The organism is Streptomyces sp. NPDC051684 (assembly GCF_044453445.1).
In the GTDB taxonomy this organism is placed as follows: domain Bacteria; phylum Actinomycetota; class Actinomycetes; order Streptomycetales; family Streptomycetaceae; genus Streptomyces.
The window spans coordinates 14,992-40,415 of the sequence record NZ_JBITCS010000003.1; the positions used below are offsets into that span (position 1 = coordinate 14,992).

The following is a 25,424-nucleotide window of genomic DNA, read 5'->3' on the forward strand; positions in this document are numbered from 1 at the left end:
CGCTGTGTGTACGAATGCCGCGCGGTTATGCCAGGCCGAAAAAGTCGGCGTGGTGCCCGGCGCGGCAGCCGTCTGTGTCGAGGGGTGGCTCATGTCCAGGGAGCAACGCGGGCCGAACGAAAAGCTCGGCGCCGTTCTCGCCCTCGCGGGAATCAGCAACGCAGGACTCGCCCGCCGCGTCAACGACCTGGGGTCGCAACGGGGTTTGACGCTGCGCTACGACAAGACGTCGGTGGCGCGCTGGGTGTCGAAGGGCATGGTGCCGCAGGGCGCCGCCCCGCACCTCATCGCCGCCGCGATCGGCCAAAAGCTCGGCCGGCCGGTGCCGCTGCACGAGATCGGGCTGGCCGACGCGGATCCCGCGCCCGAGGTGGGCCTGGCCTTCCCGCGCGACGTAGGGCAGGCGGTGAAGTCCGCGACCGAGCTGTACCGCCTCGACCTCGCCGGGCGGCGGGCCGGCAGCGGCGGGATCTGGCAGTCGCTGGCCGGTTCCTTCGCGGTGAGCGCGTACGCGACGCCCGCGTCCCGGTGGCTGATAACCCCGGCCGACTCCTCGGTGGCCCGGGAGGCACACCATGTGGAGGACGGCGCGCCGCAAAGGGTCGGCCACAGCGATGTGCAGAAGCTGCGCGAGGCCGCCGAGGACGCGCGCCGCTGGGACTCCAAGTACGGCGGCGGGGACTGGCGTTCGTCGATGGTGCCCGAGTGCCTCCGGGTGGAGGCGGCGCCGCTGCTGCTCGGCTCGTACTCGGACGAGGTGGGGCGCACGCTGTTCGGGGCGGCGGCCGAACTCACGCGGCTGGCCGGGTGGATGGCGTTCGACACCGGTCAGCAGGAGGCGGCGCAGCGCTACTACATCCAGGCGCTCAGGCTCGCGCGCGCGGCGGCGGACGTGCCGCTGGGCGGCTACGTTCTGGCCACCATGTCGTTGCAGGCCACCTACCGCGGGTTCGGCGACGAGGGCGTGGACCTCGCGCAGGCCGCCATCGAGCGCAACCGGGGGCTCGCGACCGCCAGGACCATGAGCTTCTTCCGGCTCATCGAGGCACGCGCGCACGCGCGCACCGGTGACGGGCATGCGGCCGGGGGCGCGCTGCGGGCCGCCGAGGGGTGGCTGGAGCGGGCCCGGGACGGCGACACCGACCCTTCGTGGCTCGGCTTCTACTCCTACGACCGGTTCGCGGCGGACGCGGCCGAGTGCTACCGCGATCTGAAGGCGCCCCGCCAGGTGCGGCGCTTCACGGAGCAGGCGCTGTCGAAGCCCACCGAGGAGTTCGTGCGCTCGCACGGCCTGCGTCTGGTGGTCTCCGCGGTGGCCGAGCTGGAGTCGGGGAACCTGGACGCCGCATGCGAGCAGGGGACCCGGGCACTCGAAGTGGCCGGGCGGATCTCGTCCGCGCGGACCACGGAGTACGTGAAGGACCTGCTGCACCGCCTGGAGCCGTACGGAGACGAGCCGCGGGTGGTGGAGCTGCGGGAGCGGGCCCGGCCGTTGCTGATGGCGCCGGCGTAGGCCGCGGTCCGCATGGGCCCGAGGCTGCCCGCATGAATTGTCAGTGGGGTCGGGCAAGATGCTGGGTGTGGGGAGTGGCTGGGTGTGTCGGGAGCGGAGGTGAGGCCCGTGGGGGCGGCTGAGTATGACGGGGACGTGCTGGTGGTCGGCGGGGGGATCGTCGGGCTCTCCACCGCGTATGCCGTGTCGCGGGCGGCGCCGGGGACCCGGGTCGTGGTCCTCGAGAAGGAAGAGGGACCTGCCCGGCATCAGACGGGGCGGAACAGCGGGGTCATCCACAGCGGGATCTACTACCGGCCCGGCTCGCTCAAGGCGCGGTTCGCGGTGCGCGGGGCCGCCGAGATGGTCAAGTTCTGCGCCGAGTACGGGATCGCGCACGAGGTCACCGGAAAGCTGATCGTCGCCACCGAGCGGGACGAGCTGCCCCGCCTGCACGCGCTCGTCCAGCGCGGCAGGGAGAACGGGATACCGGTGCGCGAGCTCGGTTCCGCGCAGATCCAGGAGTACGAGCCGGAGGTCCGCGGCCTCGCCGCGATCCACGTGGGGACGACGGGGATCGTCGACTACCGCGCGGTCGCCGAGCGGTTCGCCGAGGCGTCCGGGGCCGAGATCCGCTACGGGGCGGACGTCGTGCAGGTCGACCGCCGCGCGGACCGGGGTGTCGCGGTGCGGACGCGGGCGGGGGATGTGGTGCGCGGGCGCGTGCTCGTCAACTGCGCGGGGCTGCGCTGCGACGAGGTGGCGCGGCTGACCGGGGACGACCCCGAGATGCGCATCGTGCCGTTCCGGGGCGAGTACTTCGAGCTCGGGCGCCCGGACCTGGTGCGCGGGCTGGTCTACCCCGTGCCCGATCCGGCGTTCCCGTTCCTCGGGGTCCATCTGACGCGGGGGATCGACGGCGGCGTGCATGTCGGTCCCAACGCGGTGCCGGCCCTCGCGCGCGAGGGCTACGGGTGGGGTGTCGTCCGGCCTCGTGAGGTGGGCGGGACGCTGGCCTGGCCGGGAGCGTGGCGGATGGCGCGCAGCCACTGGCGGTACGGGGCGGGGGAGGTGCACCGCTCGCTGTCGAAGGCGGCGTTCACCAAGGCGGTGCGCAGGCTCGTGCCGGCGGTCACCGCGCAGGACATGGTGCCGGTGGCGGCGGGGGTGCGGGCGCAGGCGGTGCTGCGGGACGGGACGCTTGTGGACGACTTCTTGATACGGGAGGGGGCGCGGGCGGTTCACGTGTTGAACGCGCCTTCGCCTGCGGCGACGGCGTCGTTGCCGATTGGGCGGGAGATTGCGCGGCGGGTCCTGGCGTTGCTGTAGGCCGGGCCGTGGTTGACGTCTCGGGGCTCTGCCCCGGACCCCGCGCCTCAATCGTCGGCGGGGCTTGGCTTGCCGGCACCGGTCGGCGTGGGCCGTAAAATCGGTTCCACTGTGTCTGAGTCGTCTGAGATCCCCGCGTCCACCGCCCGCCCCAACGAGCCGCGGTTCCCCGATGGGCCCCGGCCCGACCCCGCGCGGTCGCACTACGAGCACCGCATCCGGAGCTTTCAGCCCCGTCGCGGCCGGGTCACCGACGCGCAGGCCGACGCGTTGCAGCGGCTGTGGCCCAAGTGGGGCCTGGACATCGACGGACAGCGCAGGCTCGACCTCGCGGAGCTGTTCCCCGGCGTCGAGCGCGTCGTCCTGGAGATCGGCTTCGGCATGGGCGAGGCCACGGCGCAGATGGCGGAGGACGATCCGACGACCGGCATCCTCGCGGTCGACGTGCACACGCCCGGCCAGGGCAATCTGCTGAACCTGGCGGAGCGCGCGGGCACCGGCAACGTACGGGTGGCGAACGGCGACGCGATCGTGCTGCTGCGCGACATGCTCCCGGACGACTGCCTCGACGGGCTGCGGGTCTACTTCCCCGACCCCTGGCCCAAGAAGCGCCACAACAAGCGACGGCTGATCCAGGCCGAATTCCTGTCGCTGGTGGCGGGGCCGCTCAAGCCGGGCGCGCTCGTGCACTGCGCGACCGACTGGGAGGACTACGCGGAGCAGATGCTCGAGGTCCTCACCGCCCACCCCGACTACGAGAACACCATCGAGGACGGCGGCTACGCGCCCCGCCCCGCGTTCCGCCCGCTGACCCGCTTCGAGGGCAAGGGCCTGGACAAGAGCCACGTCGTCCACGACCTGCTGTTCCGGCGGACCTGACGGCGGGAATGACGACGGGACTGACGAAGGGACTGACGAAGGGACTGACGAAGGACCTGAAGGCAGGCTTGATGTTCCGCCACCCCGTCGCGGCGGCGCACATCCCTCGTTAGGGTCAATTCGTGGCCTCGTATCCCGTCTATCCGCACCCGCAGGGCGACGTCCTCGGCGCGCACCCGAGCGGCGCGGTTCGGCATCCCCGCTGGTGGGAGCGGAAGGGCGTGCGGGCCACCGCGCTTGCGACGCTGCTCGCGATCTCCGGGGTCGTGATCCTCGCCCTCGTCCGCGAGCAGACCGGCACGGAGGGGTTCCTGGTCGGGCTCGGCCTCGCCGTGCTGCCCGTCCCCCTCCTCATATCCGCGTTCCGCTGGCTGGACCGCGTACAGCCGGGCCCCTGGCGGAACCTGATCTTCTCCTTCGCGTGGGGCGCGTGCGCGGCGGCGCTGATAGCGATCGTCGCCAACAGCTTCGCGACCCGCTGGATAGAGACCGCGACCGCCGACCCGTCGAGCGCCGACACCCTCGGCGCCACCGTGATAGCCCCGATCGTCGAGGAGTCCGCGAAGGCGGCGGCCGTGCTGCTCGTCTTCCTGTTCCGCAGACGGGACTTCACCGGAATCGTCGACGGCGTCGTGATCGCCGGGGTAACCGCCACCGGCTTCGCGTTCACCGAGAACATCCTCTATCTCGGCAACGCCTTCGGCACCGACCAGCTCTCCGGCACGGGCCCCGGCCTGACCTCGGTCACCGCCGCCACCTTCTTCGTGCGCGTCGTGATGTCCCCGTTCGCGCACCCGCTGTTCACGGTGCTCACCGGCATCGGCTTCGGCATCGCCGCCGCCATGGCCCCCGGCCGCGGCCGGCTGCGCCGGATGCTGCTCCCGCTCGCGGGGCTGCTCGCGGCGATGGGCATGCACGCGTTCTGGAACGGCTCGTCGTCGTTCGGCGAGTACGGCTTCTTCGCGGTGTACGCCGCGTTCATGGTGCCGGTGTTCGGCGTGCTCACCTGGCTCTCGGTGTACGTACGCCAGCGCGAGCTGCGCACCGTCCGCCAGGAGCTGCCCGCCTACGTCGCCGCGGGCTGGCTCGCCCCGCCGGAGCCGTTCGCACTCGGCTCGCTCAAGGCGCGGCGCCTGGCCCGCGACTTCGCCACGCACTACGGCGGCCGCCCGGCCGCAACGGCCGTCGCCGAGTACGAGGACTTCGCGACGTCCCTGGCGCTGCTCCGCCACCGCGGCCGCAGGGGAAAGGCGGGCACGGACTTCGTCACCCGGGAGCGCGAGCTCCTCGAGGCGCTGTGGGCGCGGCGCGCCTACGCGCGGCCGGCGCTCGCGTACGGCTCCCAGATCGCGGCGCCGATGTGGCTGCCCCCGGTGTACGCGGGCCCCTTGGCGCAGGGCCTCGCGTACCCGACGTACTCCTACAACCCCTACCGGTACTGAGGCCGGCCCTGCCGAGGGCTCACGCGGAAGCCGCCGTCAGCCGGTCGAGCTCCGGCTGCGTGAGGTGCAGGTCCGCCGCCGCGAGCAGCGCCGGGAGCTGTTCGCGGGTGCGCGCGGACGCGATCGGCGCCGTCACCGTGGGCTGCGCGGCGAGCCAGGCGAGGGCGACCGTGGCGATCTCGGTGTCGTGGGCGCGCGCGACCTCGTCGAGGACGGTGAGGACCCGCTGCCCGCGCTCGGTCTCCAGGTACGCGCCGGCCTTGCCCGCGCGGGGGCTGTCGACCTGCTGCCCCGGCCGGTACTTGCCGGTCAGGAAGCCGGAGGCGAGCGCGGAGTACGGCGCGGCCCCGAGGCCCCCGCGGGCGGCGACGTCCTGGAGTTCGCCCTCGTACGTGTCGCGCGAGACGAGGTTGTAGTGCGGCTGGAGCGCGACGTAGCGGGCGAGGCCCTCGCGGTCGGAGAAGTCGAGGGACTCCTGAAGGCGCCGCGCGGAGATGTTGGACGCGGCGATGTGTCGTACCTTGCCCGCCTTCACCAGTTCGTCGAGGGCGCCGATGATCTCCTCGACCGGCACCTCGGGGTTGTCGTAGTGCGTGTAGTACAGGTCGATGTGGTCGGTGCCCAGGCGCTTCAGGGAGGCGTCGGCCGCGGCCTTGATGGTGGCGGCGGACAGGCCCTGGAACTCGGGGTGCTGGCTGCCCTTGGTGGCGACGACCACGTCGTCGCGGCGGCCGCGCGAGGCGAGCCACTTGCCGATGACGGTCTCCGACTCACCGCCCCGGTTGCCGTCCACCCAGGCCGAGTACACGTCGGCGGTGTCGATGAAGTTGCCGCCCGCGGCGACGTACGCGTCGAGCACGGCGAAGGACGTGGCCTCGTCGGCGGTCCAGCCGAAGACGTTGCCGCCCAGGTTCAGCGGGAAGACCTCGAGGTCGGAGGTGCCGAGCTTGCGCAGCGAGGGAGAGGAGGAAGTCATGCCCTGCCTCAACACCCGTACGGAACACGGTATTCCGGGATCGGGCGGAGCAAGGGCGAACCGGCAGCCCTGACGTCGGGGGGTCAGCGCCAGGACCGCCGGGGTTCACAGGCTCTCAGGGGGTGAGGCCCTTGTCGCGCAGCCAGGACGCCGGGTCGACGCCGGTGGACTGCCCGTCGGGGTGGACCTCCAGGTGGAGGTGCGGCCCGGTGACATTGCCGGTGGCGCCCACGCGGCCGATGACATCGCCGGTGGAGACCTTCTGGCCCGCGCTGACATTGAGCGAGGACTGGTGGCAGAACCACAGCTCGGTGCCGTCGTCGAGGGTGAGCACCGTGCGGTAGCCGTACGCGCCCGCCCAGCCGGCCTCCGTGACCGTGCCGGAGTGGATGGCGCGGATCGGGGTACCGGTGGAGGCGGCGAAGTCCAGACCCGTGTGGTAGCCGGAGGACCACATGGAGCCGGGCTGGCCGAAGGTGCCGGAGAGCGTGTAGGAGGCGACCGGGAGCTTGAAGGAGGCGGCCAGCTTGCGCAGGCGCTCGGCCTCGGCCTTGCGGCGGGCCTCCGCCTCGGCCTTCTTCTTCGCGGCGATCTCCTTGGCCCTGGCCGCGTCCTGCTTGGCGGCGGCCTCCTCGGCGGCCTGCTTGGCGGCGGCTTCCTCGGCGGCCTGCTTCGCGGTGGCGTCGGCCGCGTCCTGCTGCGTCTCGGCCTGCTGCATGATGCGGGCCCGCAGCGCCTCGCCGGCGCCGGTCTGTCCGTCGGCGGCCTCGGCCTGGGTGATTCCGGCGCCGCTCAGCGGGGAGGCCGTGGCGTCGGAGTCGGAACCGGAGTCCGAACCGTCGGATATCAGCGAGCCCACACCCGGCAGCGACTTGGCCTCGGGCAGCGAGTCCTTGACCGCGGAGAGGTCGGGCATGGAGATGTGGACCGGCGGCTTGCCGCCCTGTGCGGTGGCGATACCGCCCGCACCGACGGCGGCGACCACGCCGACGCCGAGAACAGTGGAGCTGCGCGCGAATCCACCGCGACGGCGGGCTACGCGATGCCTGCCGCGGAGGGGAGCGACGGAATCCTCGGTGGGATTCCACTCCTCCCAGGTCTCCTGCTCGACGCCGGAGTGGTCTTCGGGGCCGTAGAAGAAGTCGGGGGCAGGCCGGTTGGACGCCACGGGGGCGCTCTCCTTTCCTTCCTTCTCGCCTACCGGGTTAGCTGACGGGTTCGGAGCAGGAAGGTCTCCTACGAACACCAAAGGTGTCCGATTCACCCCAAGTTGGTGGTTCCCCGGCTCCCTTGCGGGATTAGGCGCGTGCGCACGGAGCCGTCTCTTGTGACGGCTGGGACGACCGCGCTGCGTTATCGAACGTTAATAGACAGCAGACAGTAATTCCAAGCGCTTCCCACTGATCGTTCACGACTCTGGCCAGGACTTATCGGGACACCAGTGGGCGGATCGGGGCGAGTTGACGTCACACCCTGCCCACATTCAACGAACTCAATCTTCTGACGGTGCGTCAATTGTTATGCGGAGCGACGCCGTTCGACTACGGTCGGCTACCTCGGGTAACAAACGATCAAGGACCTCAGGTGCGCCGCACGGCGAGCAGCGCCATGTCGTCCGTCGTCCCGTTGCCGGTGTGCGCGCGCACCTCCGCGGCGAGGGCCGCGAGGAGTTCCTCGGGCCCCGGGAAGACACGGCCGGACAGCCGCGCCGCCGGATCGTAGAAGCGGCCGCTCGGGTCGCGCGCCTCGGAGAGCCCGTCGGTGTAGAGCAGCAGCGTGGCCGCGGACGGGAACGCCGCCTCGACGGCCCGGTCGGGCCAGCTGCCGAGTTCGCTCATGCCGAGCGGCAGCGCCGCCTGGCACGGGTCGAGTGCGCGTACGGTGCCGTCGCCGAGCAGCAGCAGCGGGGCGGGGTGACCGCGGTTGAGGACCCGGACGAGGTCGACGCCGTGCGGGATCTCGGCGAGCACCGCGGTGGTGAAGCCCTCGAAGTCGTCGATGCCGCTGCGCCGGGTGCCCTCGCGGGCCAGGGCCCGCTCCAGGCGCTGGGCGACCGCCTCCAGGGAACCCTCCTGCTCGGCGGCCTCCCGGAACGCGCCGATGACGACGGCGACCGCGGCGACCGCGCCGAGGCCCTTGCCGCGCACGTCACCGACGATGATCCGGATGCCGTGCGGGGTGTCCTGGACCGCATACAGGTCACCGCCGATGAACGCGTCGGCCTGCGCCGCCTCGTAGCGCGCCGCGATGGCGAGACCGCCGAGCCGGCGGGCCGGTTCGGGCAGCACCGCCAACTGCGCGGCCTGGGCGATCTCGCGGGCGGAGGCCAGCTGCTGGTAGCTGCGGTACACGATCCGGTTGAGCACACAGGCCAGCAGGCAGACGGTGGCCACGGTGACGATCTCGGTGACGAACACGGAGTCGAGGTGTTCCGTGAAGCGCAGGTGCACCGCGACGATCGCGCCGATCGACACCACGCCGACCAGGACCGTCGCACCGAGCGAGAAGAACGGGGCGGCCACCAGGGGCGCCGCGCTGAACAGGGGGGCGCCGGGAAAGCCGCTGGGGGTCACGTACTCGTAGACCGCGCCGCCGACGACGAGCAGCAGGGGCAGCAGCCGCAGGAAGACCCGGGTGCCCGCGACCTCGGAGTCGCGCCCCCTCCGTCTCCCGCCGGTGCCTCCTGTTCGCTGCCCCACCACTCGTCTCCTGCCGCTCCCTGCCAGCTTCCGGCGTCTCACCAAGAGTTCCTGCACGGCGGCGCCGAGGCGAGCAGGGGTGGGCCGTACGGGTGGGGAACGTGACGGGCGCAACACCGGCGACACAGGCGGCGCGGGCGGACACGGGGACAGAAAAAAACCGAGGCCGGAATCTCGATGAGATTCCGGCCTCGGTCTTCAGTAGCGGGGACAGGATTTGAACCTGCGACCTCTGGGTTATGAGCCCAGCGAGCTACCGAGCTGCTCCACCCCGCGCCGTTGTGTTCACAACTCTACGCCATCAGGGGGAGTGAACGCGAATCGGTTCGCGTGACCGCTCACGCGGCGGCGTGCGTGAGCGTCTCCCACGCCACGAACAGGTCGTCCGTCCCCTCCGGCCGCTGCGTGCGGGTGAGCTTCTCGGTCTGCGGGAGATCCATCTTCAGCCGCCCCTGCAGGTGCTGGAGGCCGACCTCCGTGTCGGGCCCCATGTCGCGCTGCACCTTCCCGCCGCACAGCCAGGACGGGGCCTTGGCGCCCAGCTGGTACTTGGAGTGCAGTTCGAGCGCGGCGGCGAGCCGGTCCTTCACCTCCCCGTACAGGTCGACGCCCTGGTGCCAGGCGGTCTCGGCCATGTGGGAGGTGGCGGCGAGGGAGTAGCTGGCGTGCTTGAAGTTGCGGCAGGTCTCCTGCGCGAGCCCGTCCTTGAAGGTCTTCTGCCCGAACCAGTACGTCTGCAGTTCCTTCGGGGTGTCGATGCCGCTGCCCTTCGGTTTCACCGGCAGCTTTCCGTCGGAGGAGAGGTAGAAGTACGCGGGGACGCGGGCGCGGAAGTGCCCGACGGCCTGGTCGAAGGCGCTCTGGTCGTTGAGGTAGACGGCCATGCTCATCGTCGCGTCGGCCATCACCAGGTCCCAGTTGCCGTTGAAGTCGGCGGAACCGCCGCGCACTTCGGGCAGATACGCCTCGCGCAGCATCCGCTGGAACTTCAGCTCCTGCCCGTCCGGCCAGTTCTTGTACGTGTACTGCATGAGTTCGCCGGCCTTCGCCCAGGACGTGCCGGCCCATGCGGCCTGGAGCCCGGCGTTGTCCTCGCTGTGCCCGGTGACCTTGTCCGCCCAGGCGTTCATGATCTCGACGGCCTTGGCGGCGTGGGCCCTGTCACGGGTGATGTTCCACAGCAGGGCCTGCGTATAGGCGGCGATGGCGTCCTCGCGCTCCTCGACGCAGCCCTGTCCGGCCTGGGCGTCGAAGGGGCACTCCACGGTCGCGTACGGCTTGGCCTCGTAGTCGAGGTCGGCGTACTTGCTGGCGCTCATCTCCTTGTACGCGGAGATCCACGGCTCCTGTTTGCGGGCCACGTGGTCGCGGACCGCGGCCAGTTGACCCTTGCCGACGAGGACGCCGGGGTGCGCGAAGGGGCCGCCGGAGGGCCGGTGCTCGGGGTGCGCCCCCACGTCGGAGTCGGTCCGGGTGGACGCGCCGCACGCCGTCGCGGCCACCACCAACAGGGGGACGAGGCCCCCCAGAAGAACGCGTCGCGTCCGTGCGCCCGCTGCCATGCAACACCTCCGGTCGGATCAATGGCAGCCTGACGCGTGGAGGCCGCTGCCGCAGGATCTGTTGCGCCGGTCGTGTGCGACCGGTCAGCGGCCTCTCCTGACGCCCTGCTTGTCGCTTCTTGCCGCCCTTCTCGCGCACTCCGTGTCCGCGGCACTCGGCCTGCCGGAACAGCCGAACCGCTCGTCCTCGACACGGCGATCGGCTGGAGCCATGACCTGTGCTCGTGCTCCTGAGCGGTGCTGACGCTCGCGCATGCACGGCAACGAGGGCGGGTCAGGTTCCCAGCGAAGCGCGGACGAGGTCGCTCAGCTCGTCGTCGGTGACGTCCGCCGCGTCCCGGGTGCGCAGCCGGATCGTCCCCTTCCCGCTGAGGAGACCGGGATGGCGGGAGACGAAGTCCGCGCCCCGCTCCCTGTCCCACCCGTAGAGCGAGACGCCGTGCTGCCACACCCCGACGTGCAGCCCGCGGTTGCCCGCCCGGTACGTCGGCATCCCGTAGGACAGCACGAGTCCGGCCTCGGGGCAGGCCGCCAGGACCAGCCGGTGCACCCGGTCGAACAGCGGGCGGTGCTCGGGTGCGATCCCGTCGATGTAGGCCCGCACATCAGGGTCCATACGGCCCATTCTGGCCGGGTGTTCAACCCTCGGCACCCGGGCCGGGCGTGTGCACGATGCCGTTGATCACAACGTCGAAGCCCCAGGCCAGCCTCGCCCTCTCGGATCCGGCCGGCAGGGCCCAGATGCTCGTCGTGGTGGCGGCGCCGACCAGCGCCCACACGTACACCCGTGAGCGCAGCGGTGCGGTTCGCAGCATGAGCAGGGCGCCCACGCCGATGGCGATGAACCCGTCGATCACGAGCGGGAAGGCATACGTGAGCAGGCCGCGGCTGTGGATGGCGACGGCCATCTGCCGCAGCGCGTCGTAAGAGAGGGCGAAGGCGAACGCGGCGAGCAGCGCGATGCCGACGCGAATCGCAGAAGTCCCCGGTATCGCAGAGGGCGCAGTGTCAGTGGAGGCGGGCAAGCGGAGGGACTCCCTGTGAACTGGGTGGTGGCCACGGGCGCTGCGAGCAGGAGGTGGCCACCGTGTGGGGCGGAGACTCGTACGCTCATCGCACTCGCCGACAGCGACGACCCGGACAGCGTCGAGAGGATCGCAGCCCTCCTGGTTGAACTCACCGCCGACAAGGCTCCGCTGCCCGAGATCGAGGAGACCCGGCGCCGCCTGAAGGCCGGCATCGGGCACATACGCCTCGACCGCCTCAACGTCGGCCACCTGGTGGAAATGTTCGACGCCATCGCAGACGAAAACGAGGTAATCACCGCTGAGAACGCGGCCCGCCACGAACAAGTCGCCCGCACCAAGCCGCCCAAGCCCGGCCGCCCTGCAGCCGCCGAACGCGCTCGTCTCTCTGCCGAGCGGGCCAAGCTCGCCGACATGAAGCCGTTCCGGAGGCTGAGCGGCCCCTCCACCTGGCAGGGCATCCGCCGCACTCTCCGCGCGGCCCTCAACTCGGCAATCTCGCAGCAGCTCATCACGTTCAACCCGGCGTCCCACGTCGAGATGGCCTCGGGCAAGCGCCCCAAGCCCCTGCTCTGGACCGACGAACGGGTCCGCCGCTGGCGTGCGACCGGCGAGATCCCCGGCCCGGTCATGGTGTGGACGCCCGCCCAGTTCGGCGCGTTCCTCGACGCGGCCGAGGGGGATCGCCTGTACGCGGCCTTCCACCTCATGGGCACTCGCGGCCTCCGCCGCGGCGAGACGGTCGGCCAGGACTGGCACAACGTCGACCTCGTCGGCGGGCAGATCACGCCGTCCAAAGAGATCGTGGTCGACGGCTGGGACACGTACGAGTCGGATCCCAAGACGGACGGCAGCGCCGACACCATCGCGTTGGCCAGCATGAACGTCCTCGTCCTGCGCGAGCACAAGGCGCGTCAGGACAAGGAGCGCGCGAAGTGGGGCCCTGCTTGGCAGAACACCGGCAAGGTCTTCACCCAGGAAGACGGCTCCTGGCTCCACCCCGAGACGCTCTCCGCGACCTTCCGTCGCATCCTCGCCACCACCGACCTGCCACCCATCACCCTCCGGGACCTGCGGCACGTGGCCGCGACGCTCACGCACGGCGGAGGCGGCGACATCCACACGGTGAAGGCGACCCTGCGGCACTCCACCATCGCGCTGACCTCGGACACGTACACGAGCCTGCTGCCGGAACTCGACCGCGAGATCGCGGAGAAGGCGACGAGCTTGATCCCCCGCGCCTGCGTGCCTGAGCCTGCCGCACCGAAGCCGTCCTTCCGGCGTCCTGACGCCCCGTCCGATCACGCATCGCTCGCGCAATGGGCAGCGAACGAGAAAGCGCCCGAGCCACCCAAAAGCGACTCGAGCGCTACTGAGTAGGTCAGAGGGCTCCGGACAGCTGCCTCTTGAGGATCTTGCCGGTGGGCCCCTTGGGCAAAGCGTCCACGAAACGGACGGTCCGCGGGTACTTGTACGCGGCGACCCGCGCCTTGACGTAGTCGCGCAGGTCGTCCGAGGTGGCCGTCGATCCGGGCTTGAGCGAGAGGATCGCGCAGACCTCCTCGCCGTGCAGCTCGTGCGGGACGCCGATGACGGCGGCCTCGGCGACCGCCGGGTGCGTGTAGAGGACCTCTTCGATCTCGCGCGGATAGACGTTGTATCCGCCGCGGATGATCATGTCCTTCTTGCGGTCGACGATGAAGTAGAAGCCGTCCTCGTCGCGGCGGGCGAGGTCGCCGGTGCGGAACCAACCGTCGGTGAAGGCGGTGGCGTCGGCCTCGGGGCGGTTCCAGTAGCCGCGCATGACGTTGGGGCCGCGGACCGCGATCTCGCCGACCTCACCCTCGGCGACGGGGTTGCCCTCGTCGTCGAGCAGGCGGACCTCGACCCCGTCGACCGGGGTGCCGATCGAGCCGGGTTTGCGCAGGCCGTCGAGCGCGCCGAGCGTGACCACGGGGGCCGTCTCGGACAGGCCGTACCCCTCGACGACCGGGCAGCCGAACGCCGCCTCGAAGCGGTGCAGCACGTCGACCGGCATCGCCGAACCGCCGGTCGCCGCGAGCCGGATCGTGTCCGTCCCCGCGCCGCCCGCCGCCTCGGCCGCCGCGAGCAGCGCCACGAACATCGTGGGCACTCCTTCCATGACGGTGACCCGGTCGCGGGCCAGTACGCCCAGCGCCTTCGCGGCGTCGAAGCGGGGCAGCAGCGTCACGCAGGCGCCGGTGAGGACGGCGGCGTTCAGGCCGCAGGTCTGGCCGAAGACGTGGAAGAACGGGAGGCCGCCGAAGACGGTGTCGTCTCCGGTGACGCCGAGCAGCCGGGAGACGGTCTCGGTGTTGCTGCGCAGGTTGCCGTGGGTGAGGACGGCTCCCTTGGGGCGGCCCGTGGTGCCCGAGGTGTAGAGGATCACGGCCGGGTCGTCGTCCGCCCGCTCCACGACCGCGGCGGACGGCTCCACACGGTCGAGGGCGGCGGCGAACGCGTCGCCGGTGACGTGGGTGCAGGTGATGCCGAGGTCCGCGGCGGCGGCCGAGGCCTCCTGCAGCGACATCCCGCTCGTGAGCACGGTCCGGGCCCCGCAGTCCCCGGCGCTGTAGGCGATCTCGCCCGACTTCAGCAGCGGGTTCATCGGCACGACGACGGCGCCCGCGCGCAGCGCCCCGTAGTAGACCACCGCGAACTGCGGGACGTTGGGCAGCATGATCGCGACACGGTCGCCGGGGGCGAGGCCGTCGGCCGCGAGCCAGGCGGCCACCCGGGCGCTGCGCTCGTCCAGCGTGCGGTAGTCGAGCACCTGGTCGTCCAGGCGCAGGGCCGGCGACTCGGGGCGGGCCTCGGCGGTGTGCACCAGGTTGCGAACGAGATTGGTCACCGTCGACCTCTTTCCTGCGGGATGTTCCGGGTGGCCTCCGCAGGCTGCCGGAGGGCTTCCGCCGCGTCTTGCCCGTGGGCGACAAAGTGCTGGTGAGGCGCGTCACTGGCGCCGACCGCTTGTCCCGGGACGACAGGTTTTTGACGTCGCGTGCCAAGGCGCGGGCGGGTGGCTGGAGGGATGGTGTCGTGCACGCCTGCTCCCAGGGCCTCACGGCCCCCGCGAAGAACGGTGCACGACATGGTCAACTCGCGGCCCCTGACCGCTCGCCGGATGGCCGGCTGGGGCGTCGGTGCCTTCGCGTCGAACGCCTTCAACACCCTGCCCGGCCTGCTGCTGCTCATCTACATGACGGACGCCCTCGGCGTCCCGGCCGCGCTCGCCGGTGTCGTCGTCGCCGTGCCGAAGCTGTTCGACCTGATCGCGAGCGCCTGGTTCGGTGCCCTCAGCGACCGCGAGGCGACGCGCACCGGGCGGCGCCGGCGGCTGATGACGTCGGGTGCGCTGGTGCTGCCGTTCGCGTTCGTCGCCACCTTCAGCTCTCCGGTGCGCGGGGGTGCCGCCGCCCTGTGGGTGTTCGCGCTGTTCCTCGTCGCGTCCGCCGCCTACCTCTGTTTCCAGGTGCCGTTCACCGCGCTGCCCGCCGAGATGTCCGACTCGCCGCGGGAGCGGACCCGGATGATGACCTGGCGGACCCTGTTCTTCACGCTCGGCATGCTCGTGGGTGGCGTCGCGGGGCCGCTGCTGACGAAGGACGGGACCCCGGCCGCGTACCGGACCATGGCCGTGATCGTCGGTGTGGTGCTGCTCGTGGTGCTGCTCGTCCCCGTAATGTCCACGCGTGATGTGCGGGCGCGGCCCGCCGCCGATGTGCCCTCGCTGCGCTCGGCGTTCCGCACGGCCCGCGGCAACCGGCCGTTCGTGCTGCTGTCCGGCGTGCTGTTCCTCTACTACGTCCTGACCGTGATGATCCTGACGGGACTGCCGTACGTGGCCACGTACTTCCTCGGCGGCAAGAAGGAACAGGCCACCGTATTCCTGGTGTTCGCGCTGAGCTCCACGCTCGCCGTGCCCGGCGCGGGCGTCCTCGCGCGGCGGTTCGGCAACGTGCCCCTCCTCATGGCCGGGATCGCGCTGTGGGTGGCGGGCGGGATCGCCCTGTACGGCGCCGCTGGGGTCGGCGTCGGCGCCACCGCGGGCGTCAGCGTGCTGGTCGCCCTCGGGCAGGCCGCTTCGCTCGTCGCGATGTACGCGCTGCTCACCGACTGCATCCGGATCCAGGCCGAGCGCACGGGCCACGACAGCGCGGGGGTGCTCTCCGGGGTGTGGACGGCCGTCGACACGGCCGGTCACGCGCTCGGCCCGGTGGCGTACACCCTCGTGCTGTCGCTGACGGGTTACGCGTCCTCGACCCTCGACCACCCGGTCACCCAGTCCTCGACCGCGCTCGAAGGCATCCGGATCGCCTACTCCGTGCTGCCGGGACTGCTGCTGCTGACCACGTTCCCCCTCGTCCTGCGCTTTCGTCGCGCTCTGACCGATCAGACCGGGCGCGCCCCGCTCGCCGGCGCCGCCGGGGTCTGATCCGTACCACCCGCACCATCCCGAAAGGACCACTTCCGTGGTGAATCCGGCCTACCGCGCCACCCTTCCGATCCAGCAGCCCAAGCGCCCGCACGCGACCCCGATGGACGTCCGCGACGCCGCGCAGCCCGCGCCGATCGAGCGCGTCCGCCCGCCCAAGGGCGCGCCCAACGTCCTCATGATCCTGGTCGACGACATGGGGTACGGTGCCTCGTCCTCGTACGGCGGCCCGTGCGCCATGCCGACCGCCGAGCGGCTCGCGGGCGGCGGTCTGCGGCTGAACCGCTTCCACACCACGGCGATCTGCTCCCCCACCCGCGCCTCGCTCCTGACGGGCCGCAACCACCACACCGTCGGCGCGGCCGGAATCACCGAACTGGCCACCAGCCACGACGGATACACCTCGTCGCGGCCCGACTCGTGCGCCCCGATCCCGGAGATCCTGCGCCGCAACGGCTACAACACGTTCGCGTTCGGCAAGTGGCACCAGACGCCCACCTGGGAGACCTCCCGCTCGGGCCCGTACGACCGCTGGCCGACGGGTGAGGGCTTCGAGCGGTTCTACGGGTTCATGGGCGCCGAGACCGACCAGTGGTACCCGAACCTGTACGAGGGCACCACTCCCGTCCCGACGCCCACCGAGCCCGGCTACCACCTCAGCGAGGACCTCGCCGACCGGGCCATCGCCGACATCCGCGAGCAGCAGGCCGTCACGCCCGACCAGCCGTTCTTCGGCTATCTCGCGTTCGGCGCCTGCCACTCGCCGTTCCAGGCGCCGAAGAGTTACGTGGACGCGTACCGCGGGCAGTTCGACCACGGCTGGGACGAGCAGCGCGAACGGACCCTGGCCCGGCAGAAGGAGCTCGGCCTCGCGCCCGAGGACGCCGAACTGAGCGCCCGCCCGGACGAGATCGGCGCCTGGGCCGACCAGTCCGACGACGCCAGGCACCTGTACGCGCGGATGATGGAGGCGTACGCCGGAATGGCGACGCACACCGACGCGCAGGTCGGCCGGGTCGTCGACGCCCTGGAGGAGATGGGCCTGCTCGACGACACGCTCATCCTCTACATCATGGGCGACAACGGGGCGAGCGCCGAGGCGGGCCCCGACGGCTGCGTCAACGAGTACGCGACGTACAACATCGTGCCGGGCACGGTCGAGTCGATGCTGGAGCGCGTCGACGAGCTCGGCGGGCCCACGCTCTACAACCACTACCCGGTGGGCTGGGCGCACGCGATGAACACCCCGTTCCAGTGGACCAAGCAGATGGCCTCGCACTGGGGCGGCACCCGGGTCGGCACCATCGTGCACTGGCCCGCGGGCATCGACTCCCCCGGCGGCATCCGCGAACAGTTCACGCACGTCAACGACGTGGCTCCGACCCTCCTCGACCTGGCGGGCATCCCCGAGCCGACCTCGGTCAACGGTGTGGCCCAAAAGCCCTTCGAGGGCGTCTCGTTCGCCTACGCGCTGAACGACGCCGACGCCGCCGAGCGGCACACCACCCAGTACTTCGAGATCTTCGGCAACCGCGGGATCTACCACGAGGGCTGGTCGGCCTGCACCAAGCACGCCGTGCCGTGGGAGCTCAACGGCGAGCAGCTGCCGTTCTCCGAGGACACGTGGGAGCTGTACGCGCCCGGCGACCACAGCCAGGCGCACGATCTGGCGGCCGAGATGCCGGACCTGCTGGAGAACCTCAAGGACCTCTTCCTCATCGAGGGCGCCAAGTACAACGTCTTCCCGCTCGACGACCGCAAGGCGGTGCGGGCCAACAGTGACGCGGTGGGCCGCCCGACGATCGGCAACCCGGACTCGGTCACCCTCTACCCGGGCATGCGGGCCCTGCACGAGTCGGTGCTGCCGTCGACGCGCAACCGCTCCTGGTCGCTCACGGCGGACGTCGAGATCACCGCGGCCCCCGGGCAGCCGGCGCGCGGTGTCGTCGTCGCCCAGGGCAGCCGGTTCGCGGGCTGGGCGCTGTACCTGCGCGACGGCATCCCGGTGTTCCACTACAACTGGGTCGACGTCGAGCGCTACGAGATCGCGGGCCCCGAGCAACTCGCTCCCGGTACCCACCGGTTGACGTACCGGTTCACGTACGACGGCGGGGGCGTGGGCAAGGGCGGCCTGGGCGAGCTGTTCGTCGACGGGAAGCCGGCCGGATCCACGCGCATCGAGCACACGGTGCCGTTCATCTACCACATGACGGACGGCCTGGACGTGGGTGAGGACAACGGCAACCCGGTCACCGACGACTACGGGACCGTACGCGGCGTCTTCACGGGCGGCCGTATCCAGAAGGTCGTGCTTGCGTCCGGCGACGACGCGCACACGGACCTGCTGGGCGAGGCCAAGGCCAAGGCGTCCCTGCAGTAGGGAGCCGGGTGGCAGCACGAAGCCCCCGTACGTGCCGGTCGGCGTACGGGGGCTTCGTGCTGTCTCACACCTGGTGCACGGGCGGGGGTGTCCAGGTCCCGTCCTCGATCGCCGGGCCCGGCCAGTAGGCACGGATCGTCAGTTCGAACGCGCCACGGGGCGCGGGCAGCCAGTTCGCCGCGTGCTCGTCACTGGGCCGCTCGTGCTGGATGTGGATCGTGAGCGAGCCGTCCGACGCGTACGTCAGATCCTTGCTCTTCGTCCCGATCGAGTAGCGCCCGAGCGCGTTCGGAGCGAAGAAGTGCTCCGGGTTGTACAGGGTGAGCGACCAGAACCCGTTCACCGGCGGGACCTGCCTTGGCGGGAAGGTGATCGTGTACCGCCGGTCCCCGTCGAGGCGCCGGTCCAGGCTGTCGTACTCCTGGAAGAAGTACCGGGTCTCCTCGGGCTGGTTCACGTACATGTTCGACTTGGCCGTCGCGGTGCGCGTCAGGTAGTCGAAGCCCCAACGGGCGACATTGAGCGGCGAGTTCCAGCCTCCGGGCAGCCGTGTGCCGTTCGTCCGGAAGTCGAAGAGCGGCGCGACGACCGTGGCCTCCGTCTCGACGGCGGCCTCCTTCAGCGCCGCCGCGACGGCCGGGTCCGAGCCGGCCGCGGCCAGCAGCGCCCGCATCATGGCGTACCGGGACTCCTCACCCGGCAGCGGCGGGACGCGGTCGAGGATGCCGGGCAGCTCGTCGAAGAACGTCCCGGGGTCGACCCACTGGTGCTCGCCCGAGGTGTTCGCCCCGCCGGGAAAGTGCGGGATCTCGCGCCAGTCCACGTGGCTCGGTTCGCCGGTGTGGGCGCTGAGCGGGTGGATGACCAGCTGGTTCAGGAGCGGCTGCACGGCCTGAAGGTCCTCGGCCGTGTCGTCGAGGAACACCCGGGGGCCCATGGCCACCAGCTCGGTGGGCGCGTGCAGGACGTCACGGATGCCGTCGGGCACCCTGCCGTCCCAACGGGGGCCGACGACCAGGTAGTTGCCCGGCTCCGTGCCGTACTGGCTCCCGAGGCGGGAGAACTCCTCGCTGCGGGCGTCGTAGAGGGAGCACACCCAGAAGCGGTCGCCGAAGTCCGGCAGTTGCAGCACGACGGGGTCGTCGTCCACCGCCCCGTAGCCGAAGCCGTAGACGACGTCCTGGTTGGGGTGGGCCACCCAGCGCTGCGCCGGGTCGACGTACCCGCTCAGCATCGTGACGTAGCCGATGGGGGCCGCGGGCAGGACGCCGCCCACGAGCCCCCGCTCCGGGGCCGCGGCGAAGGAGGCGCGGCGGTGGAATGCGTTGACGATCGGCCAGCCCCACACGTACACGTCCCGTGCCAGCAGGCGCGCGAACTCCGCCGTCACCACCGTGCCCGCGGGCACTCCTCCGATGTCACGCGCGGTGCCCGGAGTCCTGTTCATACGGCTCACGCCTCCTTGCTCGCCGCGTAGCGGGCCGCGCCGCCGGTCAGGTAGTTGACGTCCAGGCCCTGCGCGGCGGAGAGCTGCTGGGTCAGGCCCTGGATGGTGACCGCGTCGAGCACCGAGTGGAACTGGCCGTCGTCGGTGAAGTTGATGTTCGCGCCGTAGACCACGTACAGCACGACGGTGTCCTCGGTGTTGCTCTCCGGCACGAACAGCTTGTGGACGGAGGCGCCGGGCTCGTACAGGTACGAACCCTCGGTCTGCGGCTGGTCCGGGTACTCGCGGTAGGCCCACGAGCCCTTCAGCGTGTACGCGTGCACGGCGCCCGTGTGCAGGTGGATCGGGAGCTCCGCGCCGGGGGCGAAGTGGGCGAGGACGACCCAGACGCCGACCTCGGGGTCGAGGAAGAGGGGCTGGTAGTGGATGCCGGGACCGAGCGAGTCCTTGATCACCGGGATGTCGTTGACGTTCAGCGTCAGCAGCTCGCCCTGTGGGAGCGACATGACGGGAAGCTTGGCGGCGGAGGGCTGGTCGGCCATCTGCGGGTCTCCTTGTTGATCTGAGGGGGTGTACGTACTTTGGTAATGGGTCGTCAGATGCCGGGCACGATGAGGACCTTGGCGTCCTTCTCGGGGTCGGCGAGGCCCTTGCAGGCGTCCGCGACGCCGTCGAGGCCGACCCGGCCGGTGATGAGCGGCTCCACGTGGAGCTCGCCCGCCGCGAGGTGCCCGAGGGTCTGGGCGAACTCCTCGACGGTGTAGTAGAGCGAGAAGACCAGGTCGATCTCCTTGAGCACACCGAACGTCGGCAGGAAGCGGTCCTCGGCCATGCACAGCCCCGCGACGACCACGCGGGAGCAGGCCGGGGCACCGGCGAGGACCTGCTGGATGACGCCGGGCACGCCGACGCACTCGAAGACGACCGACGGGCGGTACGGCAGCTCGGGGAAGAGCGCGGTCTGCCGTCCGTAGCGGGCCGGGTCGTCGACGGCCGCGACCTCGTGCCAGGAGTCGTACGGCGACGTCTCGCGCGGGTCGACCACGATGTCGGCGCCCAGCTCCGCGGCCAGCGCGCGCCGGGTCGGCGAGAAGTCGGCGGCGATGATCGGCCCGACGCCCCGCATCTTCAGCACGGCGATCACGGCGAGGCCGATCGGACCGCAGCCGATGACGACTGGCACGTCGTCCGCGCCGAGCGCGCCGCGGTTCACGGCGTGCAGCGCCACCGACAACGGCTCGGTCAGTGAGGCGACTTCGGTCGACAGGTCCTCGGGCACCGGCATCAGCAGCGCCTCGGACAGCACCATGTACTCGGCGAAGCCGCCGGGCGCCTCGACGCCGCCGAAGCCCAGGTTGACCGGGGTGGGCCGGATCAGCATGGGCGGCGACACGACGCGGGCGCCGGGCCGATGCGTGCCCTGCGTGCCGGGGCCGTTGCGGACGACCTCCGCGCAGAACTCGTGACCGAGCACGACCGGCTTGTCCGGGTCGAGCAGGTCGCCGCCGGTCACCGCCTTCACTCCGGCGGCGAGGGCGTGGCTGTGCGTCACGCAGTGCAGGTCCGAGCCGCAGATGCCGTTGGCCAGGGTCTTGACCAGGACCTCACCGGGGCCGGGCTCGGGGATCGGCACCTCGGCGAGTTCGAGTGAGCCGTTGGTCAGGACCACCGCTTGCATCGTCATGGCATTTCCTCACGGGGCAGTTGGGCGGGGTGGCGAGGTGATGCGCGGGTGGTCAGCTCGCGCTGTATCCGCCGTCCACCGGGATGGTCGCGCCGGTGATCAGGCGGGCCGCCGGGGAGGCCAGGAACACGGCGGTTCCGGCGAGCTCCTCCGGCGCGCTGAGCTCTCCGCTCGGGATGCGGCTGACGATCGCCTGCGCCGCCTCGGGCACATCGGCGAGCGGCGCGGTCAGCGCGGTACGGATCCAGCCGGGCGCGATTCCGTTGACGCGGATGCCGTCGGCCGCCCAGGCGACGGCGAGCGTCTTGGTGAGCTGGACGATGGCCGCCTTCGCGGCTCCGTACGCGGGCACGAGCGGGGACCCGAAGTAGCTGTACATCGAGCCGACGTTGAGGACGCTGCCGCCGGACGCCGCGAGCAGCGGACGCAGCGCGGTCGCCATCGAGAACGAGCCGGTGAGGTGGATGCCGACGATCTCCTCGAAGGTGGCGAGCTCGTACTCCTCCATCGGCACGGCACGGCCCGCGCACTGCACCAGCACGTCGAGCCGGTCGAGGTCCTCGGCGAGATCGCGCACCGCGTCGGCGTCGCGCACGTCGAGCACGCGGTCGTCGATGCCCTTGCGGGGCTCGGCCGGTACCGGCGAGACATCGGTGGCGATCACGTGCGCGCCCGCCTCGACGAACGCCGCCGCGATCGCGCCGCCGATGCCGCCGCGGCCGCCGGTGATGAGGACGTGCTTGCCTGATACGTCGAAGTCGACGGGCATCCGAGGGCTCCCTTGCGCCGGATCCGAAAGATGAACAGCCCCAGCTTGCGACTCCGCGTCTGCTACGTATTGACATGGAGCGACAGGAATTTGACACTTGGCGACTATGAGCTCGCTGATCCGTTCCAGTAGCCTCACCGGGTTTCCCACGCTGGTGCGTTCGCTCGGCGGAGACCCCGATGCACTGCTGCGGCAGGCGGGCATCCGGCCCGAGGCGATCGACGACCCGGACGAGTACGTCCCGTACCGCTCGCTCGTGATGGCCGTCGACCTGGCCGCCGCGCGGCTCGGCCAACCCGATTTCGGATTGCGGCTCTCCGCCCATCAGGGTCTGGACATCCTCGGCCCGGTCGGCGTCATCGGACGGCACGCCGCCTCGGTGGGCGACGCGCTCGACCGCATCGCCCAGTTCCTCTACCAGTACAGCCCGGCGGTCGAGATCACCTTCGAGACGACCGGCCCGGTGACCAACTACGGCTTCCGGCTCCGCCCGCGGGTCCAGCGCACCCTCACCGACCTGGTGCAGATCGGCGAGTTGTCCCTGGGCTTGTCCCTGCAGATCTTCCGGATGCTGATCGGCCCGGACTTCACACCGCTGTCCGTCTCACTCCTGCACCGGCCCGCGGCCCCGACGGCCGTACACGAGAGCTACTTCGGCTGCCCGGTCGCGGTGGAGCAGGACCACTGGGGCTTCCGCTTCCCGGCCGACGTGCTGGATCGCCCGGTCGAGGGCAGCGATCCGACGGTGCGCCGGGTCGTCCTGGAGTACCTGAGCGGCATGGCCGGCGGCGCCGTCGGCCACGGCCTGCCCTCCGAGGTCCGCGCCACCGTCAAGCGGGCGCTGCCCACGCGACGCTTCGGCCTGGAGGACGTGGCGGAGAACTTCGCCCTCCACCCGCGCACCCTGCAACGGCAGTTGTCCACCCACGGCACCACGTTCCAGGAGATCGTCGACGACGTGCGCCGCGATCTCGCCGACCGCTACCTGCGCACGACGACCATGCCGCTCGCGCAGCTCGCCGACGTCCTCGGCTACAGCGAACAGAGCAGCTTCACCCGCTCGTGCCGCCGCTGGTTCGGCTGCTCCCCCCACACCCACCGGGCGGCCACGGCTCAGCCGCCGGGCTGACCGCCACTTCCCGCAGCCCCTTGTGGCTGCCCGAGCCAGGCGAAAAACACCTGGGTGGCTCACCGGCGCGGTCGGCCGTGCAGCAAGTCCCTGTCGCGCCACCGCTCACGCAATGGCTCGCCAACGAAGAAGCGCCCGAGCCGACCGAAGCCGACCCGGACGCTGCGTAGCAGGTCAGAGGGGGTATCCCCCCACCTACTTCTCGTAGACCCTGTGGGACTCGAACCCACAACCAATGGATTAAAAGTGTCGGCGATCTTGTGCTGGGTGGCCGCAGGGACTGACGCGTTATCCGAAAAGGCCAGGTCAGAGAGCTGGTGCTGAATGGTTGGGTCCGCCGCATGACGGACTGTGGGGCCACGTCCGCTCACGCATCGCTCACGCATGGCGGGCCGATTGCCTTACAGGGAGAACAGCTCTTCCTGGTAGTTCTCGACGGCTTCCCGCCGGGGGTAGAACAGACCGAGCAGCATGAATGTCTTGGGCCGCTTGGCGAGATTCCCGACGTAACAGTGAGCGGCACGGTCCGGGGCGAACATCCGAGTGAACCAGACCTCGCGCAGCTTCTCTTCCACGCCTCGCGGCCCGTACTGACGCAAGAACTTGCGGTACGACTCGCCGGCCTCCCAATCCCTGAGCGCCAGGTCGTGCCCCGTGCAGCGGGAATCGTTGCAGCTGAAGGTGTAGCGGAACTCCAAGGGCACCCATTCCAACCGGCGCAGGTCCTGGTCGAGGAGATCCATCTGGTCGGCCAGGGCGGCCTTGGAGGGGGGCCAGGGATCGGCGGGCTCGAAGCGGAAGTCGACAGTGTCCGCCGGACGGAAGAGTCCCAGAGAGGTGCCATGCTCTTCCTGGTCCCGCTTGATGGCGCACAAAGACGGGGCGATCAGCGGACGGACGATCGAGTAGCGCTCACGCCAGCCGTCGCTCGTGCCGATCCTGTCGACGACCTTGAGGGTGTCCAGGTTCGGACGCAGGCTTTCGGGCCGACGGTCTTGCTGGTGACGGCGGACGTCGACCTCGACGATCGCGTACTTGGCGAACTGGGTTTTCTCTTCAAGGAGCCGGAAGGGAACCGGGAAGAGGCGGACATGCTCAGGGCTGTCGCGGTCAAGCCGTATCCCGGCGACGCAACTCGTCTCGCGGTACTTCGCGGACAGCTCCGGATACGTCTTGACTGTGATCACGATGCGTGCCCGCTGCCACGCTCCGGCCATGCCCCACCCCCGGTCCGTATCGTCTGGACCAGATTGGAAATGAGTGGGTTCGCACACGCAAGAGTGCGTTCACGCGAGGTAGTTGAAGTCAGGCCAAGGGGCTGACAGGTAGTGACATGCGCTTACGCAACATCTCCAGGACCACGTGGCGGTGGCAGCGCTGCTCGTCCTTCTCGAAACACAGCACCGCCACTCGAGCCTGAGCTGCGTGTTTCGCGAGTTCGTCGAGATCAGCCTGAGCTGCGTCGGTGCGCAACAGACTGCGGAAGTGGGCTCGGCCTTCGCTGATACGCCCTTCCCAGAAGGGAGCCCGGTTGTCCTTCGGGTTCCCCAGGGCACGCAGGTGGGTGTAGGCGATGCCCGCCTCGTCGAGGGCATGTCCGAGGCGGGTCTTGCTGAATCCGGGCTTGCGACTGATGGGGGTCAGGCGGACATCGGCGACCATGCTGATCTGGGCTTCCAGCAGAGAGACGACGAACGAATCGATGTCCCGCCCCTCATAACCAGCGGACCACAGGCCGGCCTCCGGCTCTTGTGCATGACGGAACAGCTCATCGAGCGAGACGCCGAGTACCTCGGCCATTGCGCCAACCGTGAAGAAACCTGGCTGAATTACTCCCCCGCCCTCAAGGCGCGCCACCGTCGCAGGCTGGAGTCCGGCCTCCTTCGCCAACCGTTCAGGCGTCCATCCGCGTTGCTCACGAAGGCTGCGCACTCGAGCGGCCAGCGTCCGCATGGAGGAGGATCGAGAAGGAGCTAAGGGACGATCGGCCATGGACCGGGATCCTAGTGCGTACTGGCTGCCCCTGAGAGAGCGCGTCGCCTGTGCATGAACAGAGGCAGGCCAGGGCCGCAATGCAGGCGTTGGCGCCGTTCAGGGCTACCGCTCCAGTGCAGTCTCGGCGATCACCGCAACTGACCTCCGGACCGGGCTTTGC

20 protein-coding genes, 1 tRNA gene, 1 pseudogene and 1 riboswitch are annotated in these 25,424 nt (G+C 70.7%); of the genes and pseudogenes, 8 read left to right on the forward strand and 14 right to left on the reverse strand.

From position 1 onward, the window contains the following. Positions 1 to 91: 91 nt before the first annotated feature. From ACIA8D_RS04240 to ACIA8D_RS04255, 4 genes are all read left to right on the forward strand, one after another. On the forward strand, positions 92 to 1,513 hold the full coding sequence (locus ACIA8D_RS04240) for an MFS transporter (RefSeq protein ID WP_399228558.1): 1,422 nt from the start codon (positions 92 to 94) through the stop codon (positions 1,511 to 1,513). Positions 1,514 to 1,612: 99 nt separating this feature from the next. After that, the gene (lhgO, locus tag ACIA8D_RS04245) at positions 1,613 to 2,821 is read left to right on the forward strand and encodes an L-2-hydroxyglutarate oxidase (RefSeq protein WP_399228559.1); all 1,209 of its coding nucleotides are present in this window, start codon (positions 1,613 to 1,615) and stop codon (positions 2,819 to 2,821) included. Positions 2,822 to 2,932: 111 nt separating this feature from the next. After that, a complete protein-coding gene (trmB, locus tag ACIA8D_RS04250; RefSeq protein ID WP_399228561.1) occupies positions 2,933 to 3,700 on the forward strand; it encodes a tRNA (guanosine(46)-N7)-methyltransferase TrmB in 768 nt (255 codons plus the stop codon). Positions 3,701 to 3,822: 122 nt separating this feature from the next. Beyond that, positions 3,823 to 5,142 (forward strand): PrsW family intramembrane metalloprotease, encoded by a 1,320-nt coding sequence (locus ACIA8D_RS04255; protein ID WP_399228563.1) that lies wholly within the window; start codon positions 3,823 to 3,825, stop codon positions 5,140 to 5,142. A 19-nt stretch (positions 5,143 to 5,161) separates the two neighbouring features. Here ACIA8D_RS04255 and ACIA8D_RS04260 read toward each other — a convergent pair whose 3' ends face one another. The 7 genes and pseudogenes from ACIA8D_RS04260 to ACIA8D_RS04290 form a co-directional block, all read right to left on the reverse strand. Then, positions 5,162 to 6,118: an aldo/keto reductase gene (locus ACIA8D_RS04260; RefSeq protein ID WP_399228565.1), complete on the reverse strand. Its 957-nt coding sequence runs from the start codon at positions 6,116 to 6,118 to the stop codon at positions 5,162 to 5,164. Between the two features lie 115 nt (positions 6,119 to 6,233). Further along, entirely contained in the window at positions 6,234 to 7,286 is a 1,053-nt protein-coding gene (locus ACIA8D_RS04265; RefSeq protein ID WP_399228566.1) for a M23 family metallopeptidase, read from the reverse strand. A gap of 11 nt (positions 7,287 to 7,297) precedes the next feature. Continuing rightward, a riboswitch (cyclic di-AMP (ydaO/yuaA leader) is annotated at positions 7,298 to 7,433 on the reverse strand. 265 nt (positions 7,434 to 7,698) lie between these two features. Beyond that, a complete protein-coding gene (locus tag ACIA8D_RS04270; protein ID WP_399228567.1) occupies positions 7,699 to 8,817 on the reverse strand; it encodes a PP2C family protein-serine/threonine phosphatase in 1,119 nt (372 codons plus the stop codon). 202 nt (positions 8,818 to 9,019) lie between these two features. Further along, positions 9,020 to 9,093, reverse strand: a tRNA-Met gene (locus ACIA8D_RS04275). Between the two features lie 62 nt (positions 9,094 to 9,155). Then, positions 9,156 to 10,379 carry an alginate lyase family protein gene (locus ACIA8D_RS04280; protein WP_399228568.1) on the reverse strand — a complete coding sequence of 408 codons (1,224 nt, stop codon included), beginning with the start codon at positions 10,377 to 10,379 and terminating at the stop codon, positions 9,156 to 9,158. A 274-nt stretch (positions 10,380 to 10,653) separates the two neighbouring features. Then, positions 10,654 to 10,995, reverse strand: a complete 342-nt coding sequence (locus tag ACIA8D_RS04285; RefSeq protein WP_399228570.1) for an iron chaperone — start codon at positions 10,993 to 10,995, stop codon at positions 10,654 to 10,656. Positions 10,996 to 11,113: 118 nt separating this feature from the next. Next, positions 11,114 to 11,404: pseudogene (locus ACIA8D_RS04290) on the reverse strand (DUF2637 domain-containing protein); the annotation flags it as partial. Between the two features lie 24 nt (positions 11,405 to 11,428). Here ACIA8D_RS04290 and xerC point away from each other — a divergent pair. Then, complete coding sequence (gene xerC, locus ACIA8D_RS04295) at positions 11,429 to 12,784, forward strand: tyrosine recombinase XerC (protein WP_399229076.1); 1,356 nt, start codon at positions 11,429 to 11,431, stop codon at positions 12,782 to 12,784. Between the two features lies 1 nt (position 12,785). On the opposite strand, the gene ACIA8D_RS04300 is transcribed toward xerC, so the two are convergent. Beyond that, a complete protein-coding gene (locus ACIA8D_RS04300; protein WP_399228572.1) occupies positions 12,786 to 14,276 on the reverse strand; it encodes a long-chain fatty acid--CoA ligase in 1,491 nt (496 codons plus the stop codon). 240 nt (positions 14,277 to 14,516) lie between these two features. Between ACIA8D_RS04300 and ACIA8D_RS04305 the strand changes: the two genes are divergently transcribed. After that, positions 14,517 to 15,860 carry an MFS transporter gene (locus ACIA8D_RS04305; RefSeq protein WP_399228573.1) on the forward strand — a complete coding sequence of 448 codons (1,344 nt, stop codon included), beginning with the start codon at positions 14,517 to 14,519 and terminating at the stop codon, positions 15,858 to 15,860. Between the two features lie 37 nt (positions 15,861 to 15,897). Further along, a complete protein-coding gene (locus ACIA8D_RS04310; protein ID WP_399228575.1) occupies positions 15,898 to 18,240 on the forward strand; it encodes an arylsulfatase in 2,343 nt (780 codons plus the stop codon). Positions 18,241 to 18,304: 64 nt separating this feature from the next. Here ACIA8D_RS04310 and ACIA8D_RS04315 read toward each other — a convergent pair whose 3' ends face one another. From ACIA8D_RS04315 to ACIA8D_RS04330, 4 genes are read right to left on the reverse strand one after another with little or no spacing between them, the layout of a single operon-like run. Further along, positions 18,305 to 19,687 carry a DUF1214 domain-containing protein gene (locus ACIA8D_RS04315; RefSeq protein ID WP_399228576.1) on the reverse strand — a complete coding sequence of 461 codons (1,383 nt, stop codon included), beginning with the start codon at positions 19,685 to 19,687 and terminating at the stop codon, positions 18,305 to 18,307. Positions 19,688 to 19,692: 5 nt separating this feature from the next. Beyond that, positions 19,693 to 20,229, reverse strand: a complete 537-nt coding sequence (locus ACIA8D_RS04320; RefSeq protein WP_399228578.1) for a 2,4'-dihydroxyacetophenone dioxygenase family protein — start codon at positions 20,227 to 20,229, stop codon at positions 19,693 to 19,695. 53 nt (positions 20,230 to 20,282) lie between these two features. Continuing rightward, the gene (locus ACIA8D_RS04325) at positions 20,283 to 21,371 is read right to left on the reverse strand and encodes a zinc-binding dehydrogenase (RefSeq protein ID WP_399228580.1); all 1,089 of its coding nucleotides are present in this window, start codon (positions 21,369 to 21,371) and stop codon (positions 20,283 to 20,285) included. A 52-nt stretch (positions 21,372 to 21,423) separates the two neighbouring features. Further along, entirely contained in the window at positions 21,424 to 22,140 is a 717-nt protein-coding gene (locus ACIA8D_RS04330; RefSeq protein ID WP_399228582.1) for an SDR family NAD(P)-dependent oxidoreductase, read from the reverse strand. A gap of 106 nt (positions 22,141 to 22,246) precedes the next feature. Between ACIA8D_RS04330 and ACIA8D_RS04335 the strand changes: the two genes are divergently transcribed. Continuing rightward, complete coding sequence (locus tag ACIA8D_RS04335; RefSeq protein WP_399228583.1) at positions 22,247 to 23,269, forward strand: AraC family transcriptional regulator; 1,023 nt, start codon at positions 22,247 to 22,249, stop codon at positions 23,267 to 23,269. 401 nt (positions 23,270 to 23,670) lie between these two features. Here the strand turns inward: ACIA8D_RS04335 and ACIA8D_RS04340 are convergent, their stop codons facing one another. Further along, entirely contained in the window at positions 23,671 to 24,486 is an 816-nt protein-coding gene (locus tag ACIA8D_RS04340) for a hypothetical protein (RefSeq protein ID WP_399228585.1), read from the reverse strand. 88 nt (positions 24,487 to 24,574) lie between these two features. Then, positions 24,575 to 25,261: a DUF488 family protein gene (locus ACIA8D_RS04345; RefSeq protein WP_399228587.1), complete on the reverse strand. Its 687-nt coding sequence runs from the start codon at positions 25,259 to 25,261 to the stop codon at positions 24,575 to 24,577. Positions 25,262 to 25,424: the final 163 nt, after the last annotated feature.

What these genes read in the sequence shown, in the direction of transcription:
- ACIA8D_RS04335 (WP_399228583.1), top strand. Translation starts at nt 22,247, where the DNA reads ATGAGCTCGCTGATCCGTTCCAGTAGCCTCACCGGGTTTCCCACGCTG.
- ACIA8D_RS04325 (WP_399228580.1), bottom strand. Translation starts at nt 21,371, where the DNA reads ATGACGATGCAAGCGGTGGTCCTGACCAACGGCTCACTCGAACTCGCC.
- ACIA8D_RS04330 (WP_399228582.1), bottom strand. Translation starts at nt 22,140, where the DNA reads ATGCCCGTCGACTTCGACGTATCAGGCAAGCACGTCCTCATCACCGGC.
- ACIA8D_RS04285 (WP_399228570.1), bottom strand. Translation starts at nt 10,995, where the DNA reads ATGGACCCTGATGTGCGGGCCTACATCGACGGGATCGCACCCGAGCAC.
- ACIA8D_RS04240 (WP_399228558.1), top strand. Translation starts at nt 92, where the DNA reads ATGTCCAGGGAGCAACGCGGGCCGAACGAAAAGCTCGGCGCCGTTCTC.
- ACIA8D_RS04320 (WP_399228578.1), bottom strand. Translation starts at nt 20,229, where the DNA reads ATGGCCGACCAGCCCTCCGCCGCCAAGCTTCCCGTCATGTCGCTCCCA.
- ACIA8D_RS04305 (WP_399228573.1), top strand. Translation starts at nt 14,517, where the DNA reads ATGGTCAACTCGCGGCCCCTGACCGCTCGCCGGATGGCCGGCTGGGGC.
- ACIA8D_RS04280 (WP_399228568.1), bottom strand. Translation starts at nt 10,379, where the DNA reads ATGGCAGCGGGCGCACGGACGCGACGCGTTCTTCTGGGGGGCCTCGTC.
- ACIA8D_RS04315 (WP_399228576.1), bottom strand. Translation starts at nt 19,687, where the DNA reads ATGAACAGGACTCCGGGCACCGCGCGTGACATCGGAGGAGTGCCCGCG.
- ACIA8D_RS04340 (WP_399228585.1), bottom strand. Translation starts at nt 24,486, where the DNA reads ATGGCCGGAGCGTGGCAGCGGGCACGCATCGTGATCACAGTCAAGACG.
- ACIA8D_RS04260 (WP_399228565.1), bottom strand. Translation starts at nt 6,118, where the DNA reads ATGACTTCCTCCTCTCCCTCGCTGCGCAAGCTCGGCACCTCCGACCTC.
- ACIA8D_RS04345 (WP_399228587.1), bottom strand. Translation starts at nt 25,261, where the DNA reads ATGGCCGATCGTCCCTTAGCTCCTTCTCGATCCTCCTCCATGCGGACG.